We start from the raw sequence: 17231 nt of genomic DNA on the forward strand, positions 1-17231 counted from the left end.
TAGGCGCCGTGCGCCGCGCAAGCATGCGCCCGGGCGTTTGAACAGATGGAATGGCGGATTGCCGACAAATTTGCAGGATCGAGCGGGTGAGGGCGCAGCCGCTCGCTATGCGTACAAGGCCTCCCTGATCGGCTCCGCGCATCAGTTCGAGCTGACCGATGCCGGCCTGTCGTGGCGGATCGCCGGCCGGTCCGGCGTGTGGGACTATCGGGACATCTCCATCGTGAAACTGTCCTATCGTCCGGTGTCGATGCAGCAGCAGCGGTTTCGCGCCGACATCGACAACGCCAAGGGCGGCCGGATCGCGATCCTGTCGACGACTTGGCAGACCGCGACCCTGGTGGCGCCGCAGGGGCAGCTCTATCGCGACTTCATCGTCGAGCTGCATCGTCGGATGCAGGCGGCCGGCAGCAAGGCCGCGCTGGTCGGCGGCCTCGGGCCGACAACTTACACCGCGGCGCTGGCGCTGCTGGCCTGCCTTGCCGTCGCCATGGCGGGCTTGCTGCTGCGCGCGCTGCTCACGGCCGAATGGGCCGGCGCGCTGTTCCTGGTCGGCTTTGCCGCGCTGTTCGCCTGGCAGATCGGCGGCTTCATCACCCGCAACCGGCCGCGCCGCTACAGTTTTGACGATTTGCCCGAGGCGCTGCTTCCCGCCGCAACCAAGCGCAATGAAACGTGACTTCGCCGCCGCGGCTGCGCAGGGCATCGTCCAGAGCATGATCCGGAAAAGTGTGATGCGGTTTTCCGAAGAGAGCATGCCCAAACAAAGAACTAAAGCGCGATGATGATTCAACCTGATCTCATCGCGCGTTGGACGCGATGTCATGGCCGGAGCGGGGTATGGAAGACCGAAGTTTACGGATGCCGCCCGAGGCGGAGATCGCCGCGATCAATGCGCGGCATCTGATCGAGACACCGCTCAAGCCCGCCGATCTGCTGTTCGTGTTCGGTACCCGCGTCGATGTCGCCGAGCGGGTCGACGCGGCTGTGCGGCTCTGGCGCGAGGGTTTAGCCCGCTGGGCGATCGTGAGCGGCGGCCTGACGCCGGGCGATAACCTCACCGAATGCGCGGTCATCAAATCCGGGATGGTCGCGCGCGGCGTGCCCGCGATGCGGATCCTCGAAGAGCACCGCGCCCAAAACACCGGCGAGAACGTGATCTTCTCGCTGCCGGTCATCGACGCCGCGCTCGGCATCGTCAACATCAGGAGCGTGATCTGCCTCGGCAACACCTGGACCGCGCGGCGCTATCCGATGACCCTGCAGCGGCACTGGCCGGAGGTCGAGAAGATGCTGCTCACGGTCGACAGTTTTGCCACGCCCCGCGCGCGCTGGCACACCGACGCCGAATTCCGCCGCCGCGTACTGCACGAGTGGGACAAGATCGAGCCCTACAAGGCGAGGGGCTTTATCGCGGAGTGGCCGGTCGCCTAGCGTGTGTACTAATAGCCGCAGGCTCGCGAGCGCACTTCACCCATGTCCGCGATCAGGCGCTCTGTGGACTCAAACTGGACAGTGCTCAAGGTCCGAAAAGGCCAGGAGGCGACATCTGGAACGGGACTGTGCAAGGCCTATTTGAGATCAATTTGGCTTAGGTGCGTGATCGCAAATTCCATCGCATAGATTCGAATGACGCTACCTGTCGAAGAGGTCTCAAGTCGATAGCAGCGCAGCATATCCAACGACACGCCGAGCGGTATCCAACGGTCTCGAAGCGAAACCAGATATGGATCATCTTGGATCGTTGAAGCTACAGCAATTTGCTCATTGGCGATGACGCCGAAGTTCATCTCCGCCGCAAAGCCATAGCATTCGCGAAATAACAATGCTGCTCGACCACCATCAGGCCAGACTACTTGAAGGCGAACCTCATCACGCGCTCCGGGGTCACGCCGATTGATTAGCAATTCTTGCAGCACTGCATCGTGCCAAGATAACGAGTCGAAGCTGGTCATGATGGCATTGGTCGGACACCCCGTCATGAAGAGACCCTAGCGCAGGTGGCAGATGTCTCCAATGGGTCAGACGCAACCCATAAAACTCGGCGAGAACGTCCGCTTGTCGGCCCCGAGCAGATAAGAGACCACTGGCGAACGAATGTTCCGCGGCGTAAGCTGCCACACCAGCCCTCCAGAGGCCGGACATATATTTGGGGAGAACGCCGAGATGTCCCGTAGCCATGCCATAGGATTATCTGTTGCGGCCGCCATGCTGCTCAGTACCAGCTTCAGCACTGGGCACGCGAAGCCATTTATGATCGTGGGGCTTGACGAGAAGCTGCTGTGGGACGACGGCGGCAAGCCCGTTCTCTCTGCGGCCGGCAAGGATCAGGTTCTCGTCGTCGATCTCGCCTCTCCTGAAACCCCGAAGGTCGTTGCTGCCTTGCCGCTGAAGAACTCAGTGGTCGGACCGCCTGTGAACGTTGCGATCCATCCGAGCGGAACGATGGCGCTGGTCGCCGACTCCGTCGATGTCGTCAAGGACGGAGAGGCGCTGAAACAGGTGCTCGACAATAAGATCTACGTGGTGGATTTGCAGGCCGATCCGCCCAACCTGGCTGCGACGCTCACGGGCGGGAAGCAGCCATCCGGGCTCAGCTTCAGTCCAGACGGCAAGATGGCGCTCGTCGCCAATCGCGGGGACAATTCGATCAGCGTCCTCTCCGTGAATGGCACTGACGTGAAGATCACGGACACGATTGCGATGCCGGACAGTCCGTCGCACGTGACGTTCACACCGGATGGCAAGCGAGCCCTGGTCGCCCGCTTCCCTGCGCACAAGATCTCAATGCTGGATATCGCAGGCGACAAGGTAACGTACAACAAGGTTGACCTTCCGGCCGGCCAGTGGCCCTACAACGTCGAGGCCGCACCCGGCGGGAAAATCGCGCTGACCGCGGACAACGGCAACGCCGGTGCCTCCGATGGAAGCGTGGATACCACGAGCGTCATCGATCTGGAGAGCAATCCGCCGCGCATCATCGATCGCGTGGTGGTGGGCGACGGTCCGGAGGGTCTTGCAATCAGTCCCAAGGGCGACGTCGCGGTCGCCGTGATTCTGCGCGGCTCCAACATGAAGAATGCATACTTCCATGAAAAGAACGGCAGCATCACAGTGCTGAAGATTGATGGGAAGAAGGTGAGCAAGATCCAGGATATCGAGGTTGGCGGCTTGCCGGAGGCCGCGGTATTCACGCCTGACGGCAAATACCTTCTCGTCGGCAACTATTTGACGCAGGACTTCTCGATACTGAAGGTAGATGGCACGAACGTAACGGATACCGGCAAGCGCTTTCAGGTGCCGGGCCATCCCGCCTCGGCCAGGATGGGGCCGTAGCTTGTATTCATTCTGTTTGGGTTGAGATAGACCGACATCGCAGGTTCACCTCTCCCTTTGCGCTAGGGCATGCACACATCTCGCTCAGCCGATCTTGCTTTAGGCTGCACGGGAGGTGGAAGGGCTCTCTCCCCCCTTGCGGGGGAGAGGGGTAGGCCACAAACATCGCCCGCGCGGCTTACTCCTGTCCCTAACCCTCCCCCGCAAGGGGGGGGGGGGGGAGGGAACCCATCCGGTGGTGCCTTCCTGACCTGTAAGCCCTCGCGCCACCGGCATCGGCGTGGTTCGAGCTGCCGAACCGAAAACGCTACGTCACTCCGTCGTATCAAAATCCTCTTCGGTCGCGCTCAGCATGCCCGCCAGCGTGCGCAGGCCGATGTCGAGCTGCTCCATCGGCGGTGCGGCGAGCGCGAGCCGGACCGCGTTGGGCGCGTGTCCCGGCGTGGCGGCAAACGTCGTTGACGGCGTCAGCGCGATATCGCGGCGCGCCGCGGCGGCGACCAGCGTCTGCGAGCGCCAGTGCGGCGGCAGGGTCAGCCAGAGGTGATAGGATTTGGCATTGGTCTGGACCTCGAACCCTGACAGGTGCTTTGCCGCCATCTGCTGGCGGCGGCCGGCATCGATCCGCTTCAGCCGCGACAATTCGGCGGCGGTGCCGTCGGCCATCAGCCGCTGCCCCGCCGCAAAGGCGTAGCCCGACGCGATCCAGCCGCCGGAGCGCACCGCGGCCATGATGCTCTCGCGCAGCCGTGGCGGCGAGACGAGGAAGCCGAGCGCGAGCCCCGGCGCCACTTTCTTCGACAGGCTGTCGAGCACGATGCAGCGATCGGGCGCCAGCGCAGCCAGCGGCACCTCGTCGTCGAGGAAACCATAGACCGCATCCTCGATGACGGTGAGATCGAGCTTCTCGACGAGACGCAACAGCTCGCCGCGGCGCTCCGTTGGCATCGTGATGCTGAGCGGGTTCTGGATCGTCGGCTGGATGTAGATGGCCTTAAGGTGCGCCTCGCGGTGCGCCTTCTGCACCGCGTCGGGACGCACGCCATGCTCGTCCATCGCGAGCGGCACCAGCGTGACGCCGAGCCGTGCGGCGATGCCTTTGACGAAGGGATAGGTCAGCGCCTCGACGCCGCAGCGTCCGCCGGGCGGCACCACGGCGGCGAGCGCCGCGGCGATGCATTGCCGGCCGTTGGCGGTGAATACGATCTGGTCGGGGTTCGGCGTCCAGCTCTTGCGCGCGAGGAATTCGGCGGAGATGGTTCGCGCTGCGCGCGTGCCGAAACTCGTCGCCGGGCGCAGCGCGCCTTCGAGCACTTCGGGACGCTCGAGCCCTTCGAGGCTCTTGGCGATCATCGTCGCCTGGTGCGGCAGCAGCGGATAGTTGAATTCGAGATCGATGCGGGCGCCGCGCGGCTCGTTCGGCGCGGTGGCGCGGCGTGCCTCGCCGGATACGAACGTGCCGCGGCCGACTTCGCCGACCACGAGCCCGCGCCGCAGCAGCTCGGTATAGACCCGGCTCGCGGTCGAGACCGCGATCTTGCGCTCATAGGCGAAGTGGCGCTGCGGCGGCAGGCGGTCGCCGGCCTTCAGCGCGCCAGAGGCGATCTCGGCGGCAACGACGTCCGCCAGTTTCAGATATTCGAATCGCGACATTATTGCACCGAGAGCAATGTTTTCCTTGCTCCGAGCAATGTATCGGATCATTGCTACGGGAACAAGCCCGCGATTGCACTGAGGAGCGCACAGCAATCCTCAGCCGCCAAGGCGCAAATGCCGAAAGTGCATTTGTGACAATAGGATATCATACCCGCCGCGGGCACTGAAGGAGATGACGATGACCACGATGTCCTCAGCCGCGGTGCCGCCCGCGCGGTCCGGTATCTCGGGTGGATTGCTCCGATTGCTCCGAGGTTGCAGCGATGCCCTCGTCACCTATTGGATGCGCCGCGAGGCCATCAAGACGCTGCGCCAGCTCGACGATCGGGCGCTGCGCGATATCGGGCTCTCGCGCTGCCACATCGAAGCCGCCGTCACCGGCAACATCGATTTCGAGCTGGTGCGGATTCGCTGAGGCCGCTCGAAGGCGCGCCGCTGGCTGATGCTAAAGCGCGATGAGGTTTGGTTGAATCGTCATCGAGCCTTAGTGCCGCACCACCAGCACCGAGCATTTGGCATAGCGCACGACGTGCCCGGCATTGGAGCCGAGGAAGTAGGTGCGCATCGCCGGACGGTGCGATGTCATCACGATCAGGTCGGCCTTCATCGCGGCGGCCTCTTCCAGAATCTCGTGGTAGATGCCGCCTTGGCGGACGACGCCCGAGATGCGGCCCGGTTCGATGCCGGACTCGCGCGCCACGATGGACAGCGCCTCTTCGGAAGTTTCGCGCTGCTGGCTGTCGAAATCCGCGGGCACGTATTCGGCGAGCATCACCGGCGTCATCGGTAGCACGTTGAGCAGGCGGACCGAGCCGTTCCAGGTCTTCGACAGCGTCGCAGCGGTTGCGATCGCCGGCTTCGCCAGATCGGTATCGGCGAGGTCGATCGGCACGAGAATGGACTTGTACATCTGCGCCTCCTGTCCGCGATTGGTCTGGAGCCGTTTCGTCCCTGTGCCGGGAGCGCGCCCTCTTGTTTTACCGTTGACGCGAACCAGCCCCTGTCGCGCAACCGCAATATATCATGATGAAACGGTGATGTCCGCCCGTGTCAATTACGGGAGGCCTGCTTCAACAGTTTCGGACTGACGAACAGGACGAGCTTGCCGCGCCGGAACGACACCTCATTCCAGTCGTCGATCGCGAAATCGAAAATCGCCAGTCCCGAGGTCGGCAGATTGTCGTTGAGCGCGTGCCGCGAGGTCTCGTCGCCGCTGCCGGTCAGCGTCAACGCGAGCTCGTGCATGCCGGGGTTATGCCCGATCAGCATCAGCCGCTTCGGATCGGTGACCGATGCCATCCGGATCGTGGTCAGCAATTGCGTCGGGTCGGCGCCGTAGAGTTCCGGCACGAATTCGACCTTCGGCTGCGGTCCGGCCTCCTTCATCGCCTCGCGCACGATCTCCCAGGTCTGCGTGGTGCGGACCGCCGGCGACACCAGCGCGCGGTTGGGGAGAGGTGGATGGTCGGCGAGCCAGCCGCCGATCTCCGCCGCATCGCGGTGGCCGCGGTCGTCGAGACGGCGGTCCTGGTCGTGCCCCGAAGGCGAGTCGGTTTCGGTCTTGGCATGACGCAGCAGCAGCAAACGGCGCATGGATGTCGATCTCGATTCGGTCAGTTGGCATTAATTCTACAGGCTCATGCCTTGGACAAGGTGACAAGCGCCGCGGCGGTTCGTAAGAAACGCCATGAGCGAGACTTCCACAAGTGCGGCGGACGGCCCCAACGAGACCCCACCGTTCCGCGACCGTCTGGCGTTCGACCTCGATGTCGACATTTGTGTGGTCGGCGCAGGGCTTGCCGGCCTGACGGTGGCGCGCGAAGCGGCGCGGCTCGGTGCGAGCGTTGCCGTGCTGGAGGGGCGCCAGGTCGGCTGGAACGCGTCGGGCCATCATCTCGGCACCGTGATGCCGGGATTCGGCCTGCCGGTTGCCGATCTGATCGAGCGCGTCGGGCTTCAGGATGCGCGCGAATTGTGGGCCTTGTCGAAGGAGGGCGCCGACTATGTCCGCGCCACCGCCACCGAGGAGCTGATCCCGGGCATCAGCCCGAGCGACGGCGCGCTGGAAGTCTCCAATGTCGATATCGGCGAGGCTCTGATCAGCCGGCTGCAGGCCCTGACCGAGGACTTTGCGACCGATGTCGAGGGATGGCAGGTCGATCGCGTCCGCAGCGTGCTCCGGACCGGCCGCTACTTCCACGGCATCTATTATCCGAAGGCGCTCCAGATCGACGGCCGCAAATATGTCCATGGCCTCGCGGCGCTGGCGACCCGGGCTGGCGCGCGGATCTTCGAGGAAACGCCGGTGGTCAGCATCGACTTTTCCGGCATCCGCAAGCGCATCGTGACACCGTCGGCGCGGCTGCGCGCCACCCACATCGTGCTCGCCGGCAACGTCCATCTCGGCGCGCCGCTGAAGCGATTGTCGGACACGCTGCTGCCGGTGTGGCGCTACGCCGCGCTGACCGAGCCGCTCGGGGAGCGGCTCGCCGAAGCGATCGGTTTTCCCGGGTCGGTTGCCGACAGCGACGGCATCGACCATTTCCGCATCGTCGACGGCGATCGCCTGTTATGGGCCAGTCCGGAAACCACCTGGGACGCGCGGCCGAAGCGGTTTGGCGCCGCGGTGCAGCGCCGCATCGCCACGCTGTTTCCGCAGCTCGGCAAGGTGCCGATATCTGATACGTTCGGCGGCGCTGTCGGTGTGACCGTGCACGGCATGCCGCAGATCGGCCAGTTGCGCCGGGGCCTGTGGGTGGCGAGCGGCTTCGGCCGGCAGGGGCTCAACACCTCGGCGCTGGCCGGGCAGTTGATCGCGCGCAGCATCCTGTGGGGCGACGATCGCTGGCGGCTGTTCTCGCCGTTCGAACTGGTCTGGGCGGGCGGTACCACCGGCCGCGTCGCCGGTCATTTCATCGGCCTGTGGGCGAGGGGAGCCTCGGCCGCCGCGGGCGTGCTGGCGCGCTATCGCGAGGGGGCGCGTGCCAGGGAGCGGCTCCGCGAGGCGCGGCTCGCCGAAGCCAATTTGAAGGCCGGCACCAGGGGCCCGGCGCCTCGCCATCCGCCGCAGCCTGCTGCGCGGCCGATGCCGCCGCCTGCGCCGCGGCAGTCCGAGGAGGACGGGAAGGCGTATCCTCACGCCTCGCAAGAAAGTGAGCGGATCTCGGACGGGCGGATGTAACGTCTCGCAGCGGGGTTCGTATCTGCAGCATGACCCGGAACCGCGCGAAGTGGCTTTCCGGAAAGATTGCGCCTGAACAAAGACCTGAAGCACGATGATATCATCGTGCTTCAAGTCGCTAATCCTGGCTATCCGCTCCGGAGGAGATCATGTTCGATCGCCGTATCCTGCTCGCGTCCGCCGCCGGCCTGTTCGGCTTTGCCTCCCTGCGCTGGCTGCGCGCCTCGCCGGTCGAGGCCGCCGAGAAATTCGAGATCGAGAAGACCGACGCCGAATGGCGCGCGCAACTCACGCCGCAGCAATACGAGATCCTGCGCAAGCAGGGCACCGAGCGGCCGGGCTCGAGCCCGCTGCTCAAGGAGCATCGCAAGGGCATCTTCGCTTGCGCCGGCTGCGACCTGCCGCTGTTCTCGTCGGATACCAAGTTCGAGAGCGGCACCGGCTGGCCGAGCTTCTACCAGCCGCTCGAGAAGGCGGTCGGCACCACCTCGGATCGCACCTTCGGCATGGTCCGCACCGAGGTGCATTGCCGCCGCTGCGGCGGCCATCTCGGCCACGTCTTCGACGACGGTCCGAAGCCGACCGGCTTGCGCTACTGCATCGACGGCTTTGCGCTGGTGTTCCACCCGGCGGCGCCGTCGGCGACCTGACGTCCATAGCGGCGAAACAGCGTCAAAACAGAACTAGGTAGCGCGGTCAGACCTGCGCTGCCGGCCCGGCAATTGTTGCCGGCCCGGCAATTGTGCCCCGGTTAAACGGCCGGGGCCTTTTTTTCAAGCGCATGATTTTGTTGTGCTTTGCTTCCTGGCACGACCCTTGCGACATGCTCCGCCGATGCGGCCACATCTGATTGCCAGCCGCCGGGAATCGAATTGGAGAACATGTCATGGGTATCTTCGGCGCTCTTACGACGGCTGTCGGCGGCTTGCGCGCAGGGTCGTACGCACTGGAAAACATCTCCGGCAACATCGCCAACTCGCAGACCACGGCCTTCAAGCGGATCGATACCTCGTTCCTCGACCTCGTGCCGCAGACCGCGCTGACCGCGCAGCTCGCCGGCGGCGTCACCGCGCAGTCGCGCTCCACCAACTCGGTGCAGGGCGACGTGCAGTCGGCGTCGGTCGCGACGTTCATGGCGATCAACGGCAACGGCTTCTTCGCGGTGCAGAAGCCCGGCAGCTTCAGCGACGGCTCGCCTGTGTTCGACGGCGTCGACCGCTACACCCGCCGCGGCGACTTCCAGCTCAACAAGGACGGCTATCTCGTCAACGGCGCCGGCTACTATCTGGAGGGCGTGCCGATCGACCCGACCACCGGCAACCCGGCCGGCTCAGCACCGGAGGTGCTGCGCTTCAAGAACGACTTCCTGCCGGCGCAAGAGACCACCAAGATCGACTACCGCGCCAACCTCGCGTCCTATCCCCTGACCACGCAGCACGACACCTCGGTGCCCGGCTCCGAATTGCTGCGGCCGGGCTCGTTCAGCGCCGGACATAACCCGCTGGTGCTGGGCACGCCGGCCGCGCCCTATACCGACGCCGCGACCACCGGCTCCGCGCAAAGCAACAAGGCGACGCCGTCTGTCGCCAACAGCGCCAGCACCATGCTGAACGGTGCCGCCGGCACCGACTCGATTTCCGCCAATTTCGTCGCCGGCGACACCATCACGATCAACGGCACCGTCTTCACCTTCGTGGCGTCCGGTGCGACCGGCAACCAGCTCAACATTACCGACACCATCGGCACCCTGCTCGGCAAGATCAACGGCATCACCGGCTCCTCGCCCGCCTCCTCGATCGCCAGCAACGGCGCGATCACGCTGCATTCCGGCACCAACGCCGACCTCCTGGTGCAGAGCTCGAACACGGCGGCGCTACAGGCGCTCGGCTTCACCGGCTCGGCGGTTGCGAACCGCGGCGGCGGCGGCACGGTCGGCACCGGCCAAGTGATCGGCAACGACAGCACGACCTTCCGCGACGAATCCATCGCCGGCGGCTCGGTCACGGCCTACGACGTCTCGGGCGCGCCGGTGAACCTGCAGTTCCGCTGGGCCAAGACCGACAGCGCCTCGCTCGGCGGCGGCCATACCGATACCTGGAACCTGTTTTACCAGGTCGACCCCAATGCCACCGGCACCAACGTCGCCTGGCAGAACGTCAACATCAACTTCACCTTCGGCGCGAACGGGCAGATATCGCCGGCGATCTCCTCCGTGACGCTGAACAACGCCGTCGTCAACGGCGTGTCGCTGGGCAGCCCGGTGATCAATTTCGGCACCGGCGGCATCACCCAGTTCGCGGACTCCAACGGCAACGTGCAGGTCAACCAGATCCAGCAGGACGGCTTCCCCGCGGGCCAGCTGCAATCGGTCAGCGTCTCCACCAACGGCCGCATCGTCGGCAACTACACCAACGGCCGCAACATCGACCTCGCCGAGATCTCGGTGGCGACCTTCAACGGCACCAACTTCCTCAAGCGCATCGACGGCGGCGCGTTCGAGGCGACCGACGAGTCCGGCGGCGCGCTGTTCGGCAAGGGCGGCAGCACCATCGTCGGCTCGTCGCTGGAAAGCTCGAACACCGACATCGCCGACGAGTTCACCAAGCTGATCGTGACGCAGCAGGCCTATTCGGCGAACACCAAGGTGATCACCACCACCAACTCGATGGTGCAGGATCTCCTCAACGTGATGCGCTGATCTCCTCGGCGCGCGCAGGCAGTAAAGGCGAGTAACACAGCATGGGTTTGAGCCAAGCCCTCTCCAACGCGATGTCGGGCCTGCGCGCCACGCAGGCGTCGCTGTCGCTGGTGTCGTCGAACGTCGCCAATGCCGAGACGCCCGGCTACGTCAGGAAGACGCTGAACCAGGTCAGCGGCACCACCGGCAATTTCGGATCGAGCGTCCTGATCACCGGCGTCAACCGCCAGCTCGACGAATTCCTGCAGTCCCAGCTTCGCACCGAGATGTCGGGGGCAGCCTATGCCGGCGTCCGCTCGGATTTCCTGACCAATTTGCAGGGCGTCTACGGCAATCCCGACTCCACCGGCACGATCGAGGACGCCTACAACAAGTTCCTGACCGCGCTGCAGGGCCTGTCGACCAGCCCGGAATCGCAATCGGCCCGCATCGGCGCCGTCAATGCCGCACAGGCACTGGCGCAGCAGCTCAACGCGACGTCGCAGGGCATCCAGACCCTGCGCGCCAACGCCGAGGCCGGCCTCAGCGAGTCCGTCAGCACCGCCAACAACGCGATGCAGCAGATCGCGCGCATCAACGTTCAGCTCCAGGCCAGCACCGGCTCGACCGACGCGTCGACCGCGGCACTGCTCGATCAGCGCGACCAGTACATCTCGCAGCTGTCCCAGCTGATGGACATCCGCACCGTCACCAACAGCCAGAACCAGGTGACCGTGTTCACCAATTCCGGCGTGCAGCTGGTCGGCACCGAGGCGGCGACGCTCAGCTTCAACGCCCAGGGCACGATGACGCCCAACGCGTTGTACGACCCCGATCCGACCAAGAGCACCGTCGGCACCATCACCATCAACTTCCCGCATGGCGGCAGTTATGACATGGTGTCGACCAACTCGATCCGCTCCGGCAAGATCGCAGCCTATCTCGAGCTGCGCGACAACACGCTGGCGAAGGCGCAGGCGCAGATCGACCAGTTCGCGGCGTCGATGGCGAGCGCGCTGTCGGACAAGACCACCGCAGGCACCGCGGCGACGTCGGGCGCGCAGTCCGGCTACGACCTCGACCTGTCCGGGCTGCAGAGCGGCAACACCATCCATCTCACCTACAAGGACAACGCCACCGGCATCACGCACAATTTGTCGATCATCCGTGTCGACGATCCGAGCGTGCTGCCGCTGAGCAACAATGCGACCGTCGATCCGAACGACGAGGTGCTCGGGATCGATTTCTCCGGCGGCATGAGCTCGGTGCTGGCGCAGCTCAACGGCGCGCTGGGCACCACGGCGGGGTTGCAGTTCTCGAATCCATCGGGCTCGACGCTGCGCGTGCTCGACGACGGCGCCGCCAACCGCGCCGACATCACCGCTGCATCCGTCACCACTACGGTGTCCTCGCTCACCTCAGGCAATCCGCAATTGCCGCTGTTCACCGACAATGGCGGGCTCTACACCGGCGCGATCACCGCCAACGGCTCGCAGACCACCGGCCTTGCCGCGCGCATCAGCGTCAACACCAGCCTGATCGGCGATCCCTCGCGGATGGTGATCTCATCGACCAATCCGCAGACGCCGGCCGGCGACACCACGCGGTCCGATTTCATCCTGGACCAGCTGGCCAACGCCTCGCACACCTATTCGCCGCAGACCGGGCTCGGCACCCGCTCAGCTCCGCTGACCGGCACGCTGTTGAATTTCGCCAGGCAGTTCATCAGCGCGCAGGGCGAGGCGGCAACCGCCGCCAAGCAGCTGGCGGACGGTCAGGACGTCGTGCTGAACACGCTGCAGAGCAAGATGGACTCGGTCTCCGGCGTCAACATGGACGAGGAGATGGCGCATCTCCTGGCGCTGCAGAACGCCTATTCCGCCAATGCGCGCGTGATGTCGTCGATCAAGCAGATGTACGATACGCTGCTGCAGATCGCTGGAGGGTAAGTCACATGTCGATCGATGGCGTCAGCGGCCGCACTTCCTATATCGGCAGCACGATCCTCAACCTGCGCAATCAGCTCAACGACCTGACGACGCAGCTGGCGACCGGCAAGGTGTCGTCGACCTATGCGGGGCAGGGGCTGGATCGCGGCTTTGCGCTCAGCCTGCGGGCGCAGATCAGCAGCATCAACGCGTTTTCCGACACTGCGACCAACCTCAACACGCGCCTGAGCGTCGCCAATCTCGCGCTGCAGGGATTGTCCGACGTCAATGCCCAGGTGAAGAACGCGGCGACCACGGCGACGCTGACGCTCAACCAGAACGGCCAGACCTCGGGGCAGATCACGGCGCAGGCCGCGTTCTCGAACGCGGTGTCGATGCTCAACAGCCAGTCGGGCGACCGCTATCTGTTTTCCGGCCGCGGCATGGATACGCCGGCCACGGTCCCCGCCAACACCATGCTCAACGGCACCGCGACCCAGGCCGGCCTCACGCAGCTGATCAAGGAGCGCAAGCTGGCCGATCAGGGCACCGGCGGCATGGGCCGCCTCACCGTGTCGTCGCCGCCCGCGACCACGACGGTGACCAGCATCGCCGAGGACGGCTCGGCGTTCGGCCTCAAGCTGCTGTCGGTGCAGTCGTCGCTGACCGGCGCCACGGTGACCCAGCCGGCCGGCTCGCCGAAATCGGCATCGGTCGATCTCGGCGCGGTCAATCCGAGCGAGGGCGACACCGTCAAGTTCAACTTCACGCTGCCCGACGGCACCACGGAAGCGATCGAACTGACCGCGACCACGACGAACCCGCCGCCGGCAGGATCGTTCCTGATCGGCGCCGATACCGCGGCGACGACGGCGAACCTGCAGACGACGCTGACCTCGTCGATCAAGACCTCGAGCGACACCGCGCTGGTCGCAGCCTCCGCAATCGCCGCATCGAACAATTTCTTCAATCCGGTCGCGACCGTTTCGGGCGCCGCCGTCAACAACCAGAACACCCCGGCGGCGCCGATCACCGGCGCCACCGCGCTGTCGGGCGCGGCCGGCACCGACTCGCTGTCCGCAAGTTTCGCCGCCGGCGATACCATCACGGTGAATGGCACGCCGATCACCTTCGTGGCCTCGGGCGCGACCGGCAACCAGGTTAATATTACCGACAACGTGCAGACGCTGCTGGCGAAGATCGATGCGATCAGCGGCACCAACAATCCGTCGACCATCAGCAACGGCGCGATCACGCTGCACGGCGCCGACGGTGCCGACCTGTCGATCTCGAGCTCCAATCCGGCAGCGCTCGGCGCGCTCGGCATCGCCAACAATACGACCGCCAACCCGGCGCCGCTCAGGGTCGGCGGCCCGCCGTTCGATACCGCCACCGGCCTGGTGGCGGGCACGCCCGCCAACACGGTCTACTGGTACACCGGCGAGAACGGCGCGGGCTCGGCGCGCGGCACTGCGGTGGCGCAAGTCGACCAGTCGATCTCGGTGCAGTACGGCGCGCGCGCCAACGAGCAGGCGTTCCGCTATCTCCTGCAGAACGTCGCGGTGTATGCGGCTGTCACGACCGACGCCAGCAATCCCAATGCCAGTGCGCAGGTGACCGCTCTGGCGCAGCGCATCACGGCGAATCTCGCGCCGCAGAACGGCCAGCAGCAAATCCAGGACGTGCAGGCCGAATTCGCCGGCGCCCAGACCGCGACCAAGGCCGCCACCGACCGCCAGACCCAGCTGAAGGGAATGGCGGAAACCATGCTCGACTCGGTCGAGGGCATCAATCCGGACGAGGTCGCGACCAAGATCCTGGCGTTGCAGACCAGCCTGCAGGCGTCCTATCAGACCACCTCGATGCTGTATCAGACGACGCTGTTGAAATATCTGCCGATCTGACGCGCGATACCAGGCTGCGAATAAGAAAGGCCTCCTTGCGGAAGCCTTTTTGTGATCCGGACGCGAGAGAGGGCTCACGCGCTCTTGCGGGTGTCGTCCTGACCTGCCGCCTTCAAATTCCGCGCGCTCTCCAGCAGCTTGTCTTCGTGCGCGATCAGCTTCTTGGATTCCTTCAGCGCGTGATAGAGGTCGCCGTTGAGGATGAAGTTGTTGATGCTCTCGATAAACGGCCAGGCACTCGGCATCGCGGTGATGATGTCTCGCACCAGGCTGAAATAGGTCGGGTGGTGCGCCATCGGATCCGGCGACAGATACATCAGCTGCACGGCGAGATAGATCAGCTTCGCCGGCGTATCGGCAGTCTCCGGCGTCAGGATGTCCTTCTCGCGCAGGATCGGAATGCGGTCGCCGTCGATCAGGAGGCGGGCGCGCTGGTCGGTATTGGTGATCACGCAACTGCCGACGATGATGCGCTCGTTCGGTTTGAGTTCGACCTTCAAGGCCATGCCCGTTCTCCTTTGCCGGCAGTCGCGCGCGTCGTTGCTGCGGATCGACGTCGAGTTCGGCATGCTTAGCAGCCGCCGTCGCGGCAGGTCGCCGATGCGACAGCGATCCTTTCCCATGATGGTTAACGCTTGGTGAACGCAGGCGACGCGGCGTTCACGGCGGCCAGCGGGAATCGGCAGTCACGTCAGTGGCTTTGGAGGCGGACTTCGTCCAGTCGCGGCAATTTTATTCTTTTGCATTTGTCTCAAATACGGTTGCAGAGATTTCTTTTTCCTTCGCGGCTTGAACGCATCTTCGCGCTACCCGCCCGATCAGAAAGGATTGGAGCGGCTTTTTCCTTCAGTTTCACACCAGAAAGGTATGAAAATGTCCGGTATTGTTCTCTCCGCTTCGGTTCGTCAGAACCTCCTCTCCCTCCAGTCCACCGCCGATCTGCTCTCCACCACGCAGAACCGCCTTGCCACCGGCAAGAAGGTCAACACGGCTCTCGACAACCCGACCAACTTCTTCACCGCGCAAGCACTGGACAACCGCGCCAGCGACATCAACAACCTCTTGGACGGCATCAGCAACGGCGTGCAGGTGCTGCAGGCTGCCAACACCGGCATCACCTCGCTGCAGAAGCTGGTCGACAGCGCCAAGTCGGTCGCCAACCAGGCGCTGCAGGCCGCGGTCGGCTATTCGCAGAAGTCGCAGGTGACCACCACCGCGATCGCGGGTGCGACCGCCGACAATCTGCTCGGCACGGCAACCCCGACCAACGCGTCGCTCACCAGCACCGGCGCCTATTCCGGCATCGACCTCACCGCAGCCGGCGCCAATCTGACGTTCCAGGTGAACGGCCAGACCGTGACGCTGAACTCCGGCGCGAACTACTCCGCCGCGCAGGTCCGCGATGCCATCAACACCCAGGTCGGCACCAGCGCCAGCGTCAATGCCACGATCGACGGCACCGGCAGGCTGGTTCTGACCAGCACCGGCACTGCCGGCACTGCTGACACGTTGACGGTTGGCACGTTCAGCTCGGGCGACGCGACGCAGCTGGGTCTCCCGGCCGGCGCTTCGGCGACCGCAAACGGCACGGCTGGCGCCAGCCCGCTCAACAACCTGACGCTGACGATCGGTGCGACCGGCAACGGCACCGCCACCAACATCACCTTCGGCACCGGCGCCGGCCAGGTGAAGTCGCTGAACGATCTGAACGCCGCGCTCGCGGGCAACAACCTGCAGGCCTCGCTCAGCTCGACCGGTGCGATCACCATCAGCACCACCAACGATGCCGCGTCGGCGACGATCGGCGCCATCGGCGGTACTGCTGCCGGTGTCGGCGCTCCGTTCGCCGGCCTGACGGCGAGCGCGCCGGTGCAGGATCCGACCGCGCTGGCCAACCGCGCCAACCTTGTCAACCAGTACAACAACATCCTGGACCAGATCACCACGACCTCCCAGGACGCGTCCTACAACGGCATCAACCTGCTCAACGGCGATCAGCTCAAGCTGACCTTCAACGAGACGGGCACCTCGACGCTGAAGATCCAGGGCGTGACGTTCAACGCTGCCGGCCTCAACCTCTCCAAGCTGACTGCCGGCACCGACTTCCTGGACAACGCTTCGGCCAACACCACGCTCAAGGCGCTCAACGCGGCGAGCTCGAGCCTGCGCACACAGGCCTCGACGCTGGGTTCGAACCTGTCGATCGTGCAGACCCGTCAGGACTTCTCGAAGAACCTGATCAACGTGCTGCAGACTGGTTCGTCCAACCTGACGCTGGCCGACACCAACGAGGAAGCGGCCAACAGCCAGGCGCTGTCGACCCGCCAGTCGATCGCGGTGTCCGCGCTGGCGCTGGCCAACCAGTCGCAGCAGAGCGTGCTGCAGCTGCTCCGCTAAGCGTAGCCGCGACGGATATCGACTCGGAAACGGCGGGGTAGACCCGCCGTTTTCTTTTGCCCGGGATACTAGGGCCACGAGAAGGGCGCATTTCGTAACGGCCGCTAACCATATTTAAAGGCGCCGGCTGCATAAATATCGGGCGCTAGAAT

The 17231-nt window shown here is 64.8% G+C and carries 15 protein-coding genes; 10 read left to right on the forward strand and 5 right to left on the reverse strand.

What is annotated here, in order from left to right:
• Positions 1 to 58: 58 nt before the first annotated feature.
• Complete coding sequence (locus J6500_RS19505; RefSeq protein WP_225714314.1) at positions 59 to 679, forward strand: hypothetical protein; 621 nt, start codon at positions 59 to 61, stop codon at positions 677 to 679.
• A gap of 161 nt (positions 680 to 840) precedes the next feature.
• Positions 841 to 1434, forward strand: a complete 594-nt coding sequence (locus J6500_RS19510; RefSeq protein WP_225714315.1) for a YdcF family protein — start codon at positions 841 to 843, stop codon at positions 1432 to 1434.
• Between the two features lie 137 nt (positions 1435 to 1571).
• Here J6500_RS19510 and J6500_RS19515 read toward each other — a convergent pair whose 3' ends face one another.
• The gene (locus J6500_RS19515) at positions 1572 to 1955 is read right to left on the reverse strand and encodes a hypothetical protein (protein ID WP_225714316.1); all 384 of its coding nucleotides are present in this window, start codon (positions 1953 to 1955) and stop codon (positions 1572 to 1574) included.
• A 211-nt stretch (positions 1956 to 2166) separates the two neighbouring features.
• Between J6500_RS19515 and J6500_RS19520 the strand changes: the two genes are divergently transcribed.
• Positions 2167 to 3336, forward strand: coding sequence for a lactonase family protein (locus tag J6500_RS19520; RefSeq protein WP_225714317.1), 1170 nt, complete (start codon positions 2167 to 2169; stop codon positions 3334 to 3336).
• Between the two features lie 312 nt (positions 3337 to 3648).
• On the opposite strand, the gene J6500_RS19525 is transcribed toward J6500_RS19520, so the two are convergent.
• Positions 3649 to 4989 carry an aminotransferase-like domain-containing protein gene (locus tag J6500_RS19525; RefSeq protein WP_225714318.1) on the reverse strand — a complete coding sequence of 447 codons (1341 nt, stop codon included), beginning with the start codon at positions 4987 to 4989 and terminating at the stop codon, positions 3649 to 3651.
• A 181-nt stretch (positions 4990 to 5170) separates the two neighbouring features.
• On the opposite strand from J6500_RS19525, the gene J6500_RS19530 reads away from it, so the two are divergent.
• Positions 5171 to 5407, forward strand: coding sequence for a DUF1127 domain-containing protein (locus tag J6500_RS19530; protein WP_225714319.1), 237 nt, complete (start codon positions 5171 to 5173; stop codon positions 5405 to 5407).
• A 69-nt stretch (positions 5408 to 5476) separates the two neighbouring features.
• Here J6500_RS19530 and J6500_RS19535 read toward each other — a convergent pair whose 3' ends face one another.
• Both J6500_RS19535 and J6500_RS19540 read right to left on the reverse strand, forming a co-directional pair.
• Positions 5477 to 5902 (reverse strand): universal stress protein, encoded by a 426-nt coding sequence (locus tag J6500_RS19535; protein WP_225714320.1) that lies wholly within the window; start codon positions 5900 to 5902, stop codon positions 5477 to 5479.
• A gap of 140 nt (positions 5903 to 6042) precedes the next feature.
• Entirely contained in the window at positions 6043 to 6585 is a 543-nt protein-coding gene (locus J6500_RS19540; RefSeq protein WP_225714321.1) for a SixA phosphatase family protein, read from the reverse strand.
• A 94-nt stretch (positions 6586 to 6679) separates the two neighbouring features.
• Here J6500_RS19540 and J6500_RS19545 point away from each other — a divergent pair, with 94 nt between their 5' ends.
• The 5 genes from J6500_RS19545 to J6500_RS19565 all read left to right on the forward strand — a co-directional run bounded on the left by J6500_RS19545 (position 6680) and on the right by J6500_RS19565 (position 14682).
• Entirely contained in the window at positions 6680 to 8173 is a 1494-nt protein-coding gene (locus J6500_RS19545) for an NAD(P)/FAD-dependent oxidoreductase (RefSeq protein WP_225714322.1), read from the forward strand.
• A 149-nt stretch (positions 8174 to 8322) separates the two neighbouring features.
• Positions 8323 to 8823 carry a peptide-methionine (R)-S-oxide reductase MsrB gene (msrB, locus tag J6500_RS19550; protein WP_225714323.1) on the forward strand — a complete coding sequence of 167 codons (501 nt, stop codon included), beginning with the start codon at positions 8323 to 8325 and terminating at the stop codon, positions 8821 to 8823.
• Positions 8824 to 9059: 236 nt separating this feature from the next.
• The gene (locus J6500_RS19555) at positions 9060 to 10871 is read left to right on the forward strand and encodes a flagellar hook-basal body complex protein (protein WP_225714324.1); all 1812 of its coding nucleotides are present in this window, start codon (positions 9060 to 9062) and stop codon (positions 10869 to 10871) included.
• 41 nt (positions 10872 to 10912) lie between these two features.
• Positions 10913 to 12799, forward strand: coding sequence for a flagellar hook-associated protein FlgK (gene flgK / locus J6500_RS19560; RefSeq protein ID WP_225714325.1), 1887 nt, complete (start codon positions 10913 to 10915; stop codon positions 12797 to 12799).
• Between the two features lie 5 nt (positions 12800 to 12804).
• Positions 12805 to 14682: a flagellar protein gene (locus tag J6500_RS19565; RefSeq protein WP_225714326.1), complete on the forward strand. Its 1878-nt coding sequence runs from the start codon at positions 12805 to 12807 to the stop codon at positions 14680 to 14682.
• A 74-nt stretch (positions 14683 to 14756) separates the two neighbouring features.
• Here J6500_RS19565 and flbT read toward each other — a convergent pair whose 3' ends face one another.
• Entirely contained in the window at positions 14757 to 15188 is a 432-nt protein-coding gene (gene flbT, locus J6500_RS19570; protein ID WP_225714327.1) for a flagellar biosynthesis repressor FlbT, read from the reverse strand.
• A gap of 367 nt (positions 15189 to 15555) precedes the next feature.
• On the opposite strand from flbT, the gene J6500_RS19575 reads away from it, so the two are divergent.
• Complete coding sequence (locus J6500_RS19575) at positions 15556 to 17079, forward strand: flagellin N-terminal helical domain-containing protein (protein WP_225714328.1); 1524 nt, start codon at positions 15556 to 15558, stop codon at positions 17077 to 17079.
• The last annotated feature ends 152 nt before the right edge of the window (positions 17080 to 17231 follow it).

Origin of the sequence: Bradyrhizobium semiaridum (assembly GCF_020329505.1) — a bacterium.
GTDB lineage: Bacteria > Pseudomonadota > Alphaproteobacteria > Rhizobiales > Xanthobacteraceae > Bradyrhizobium > Bradyrhizobium semiaridum.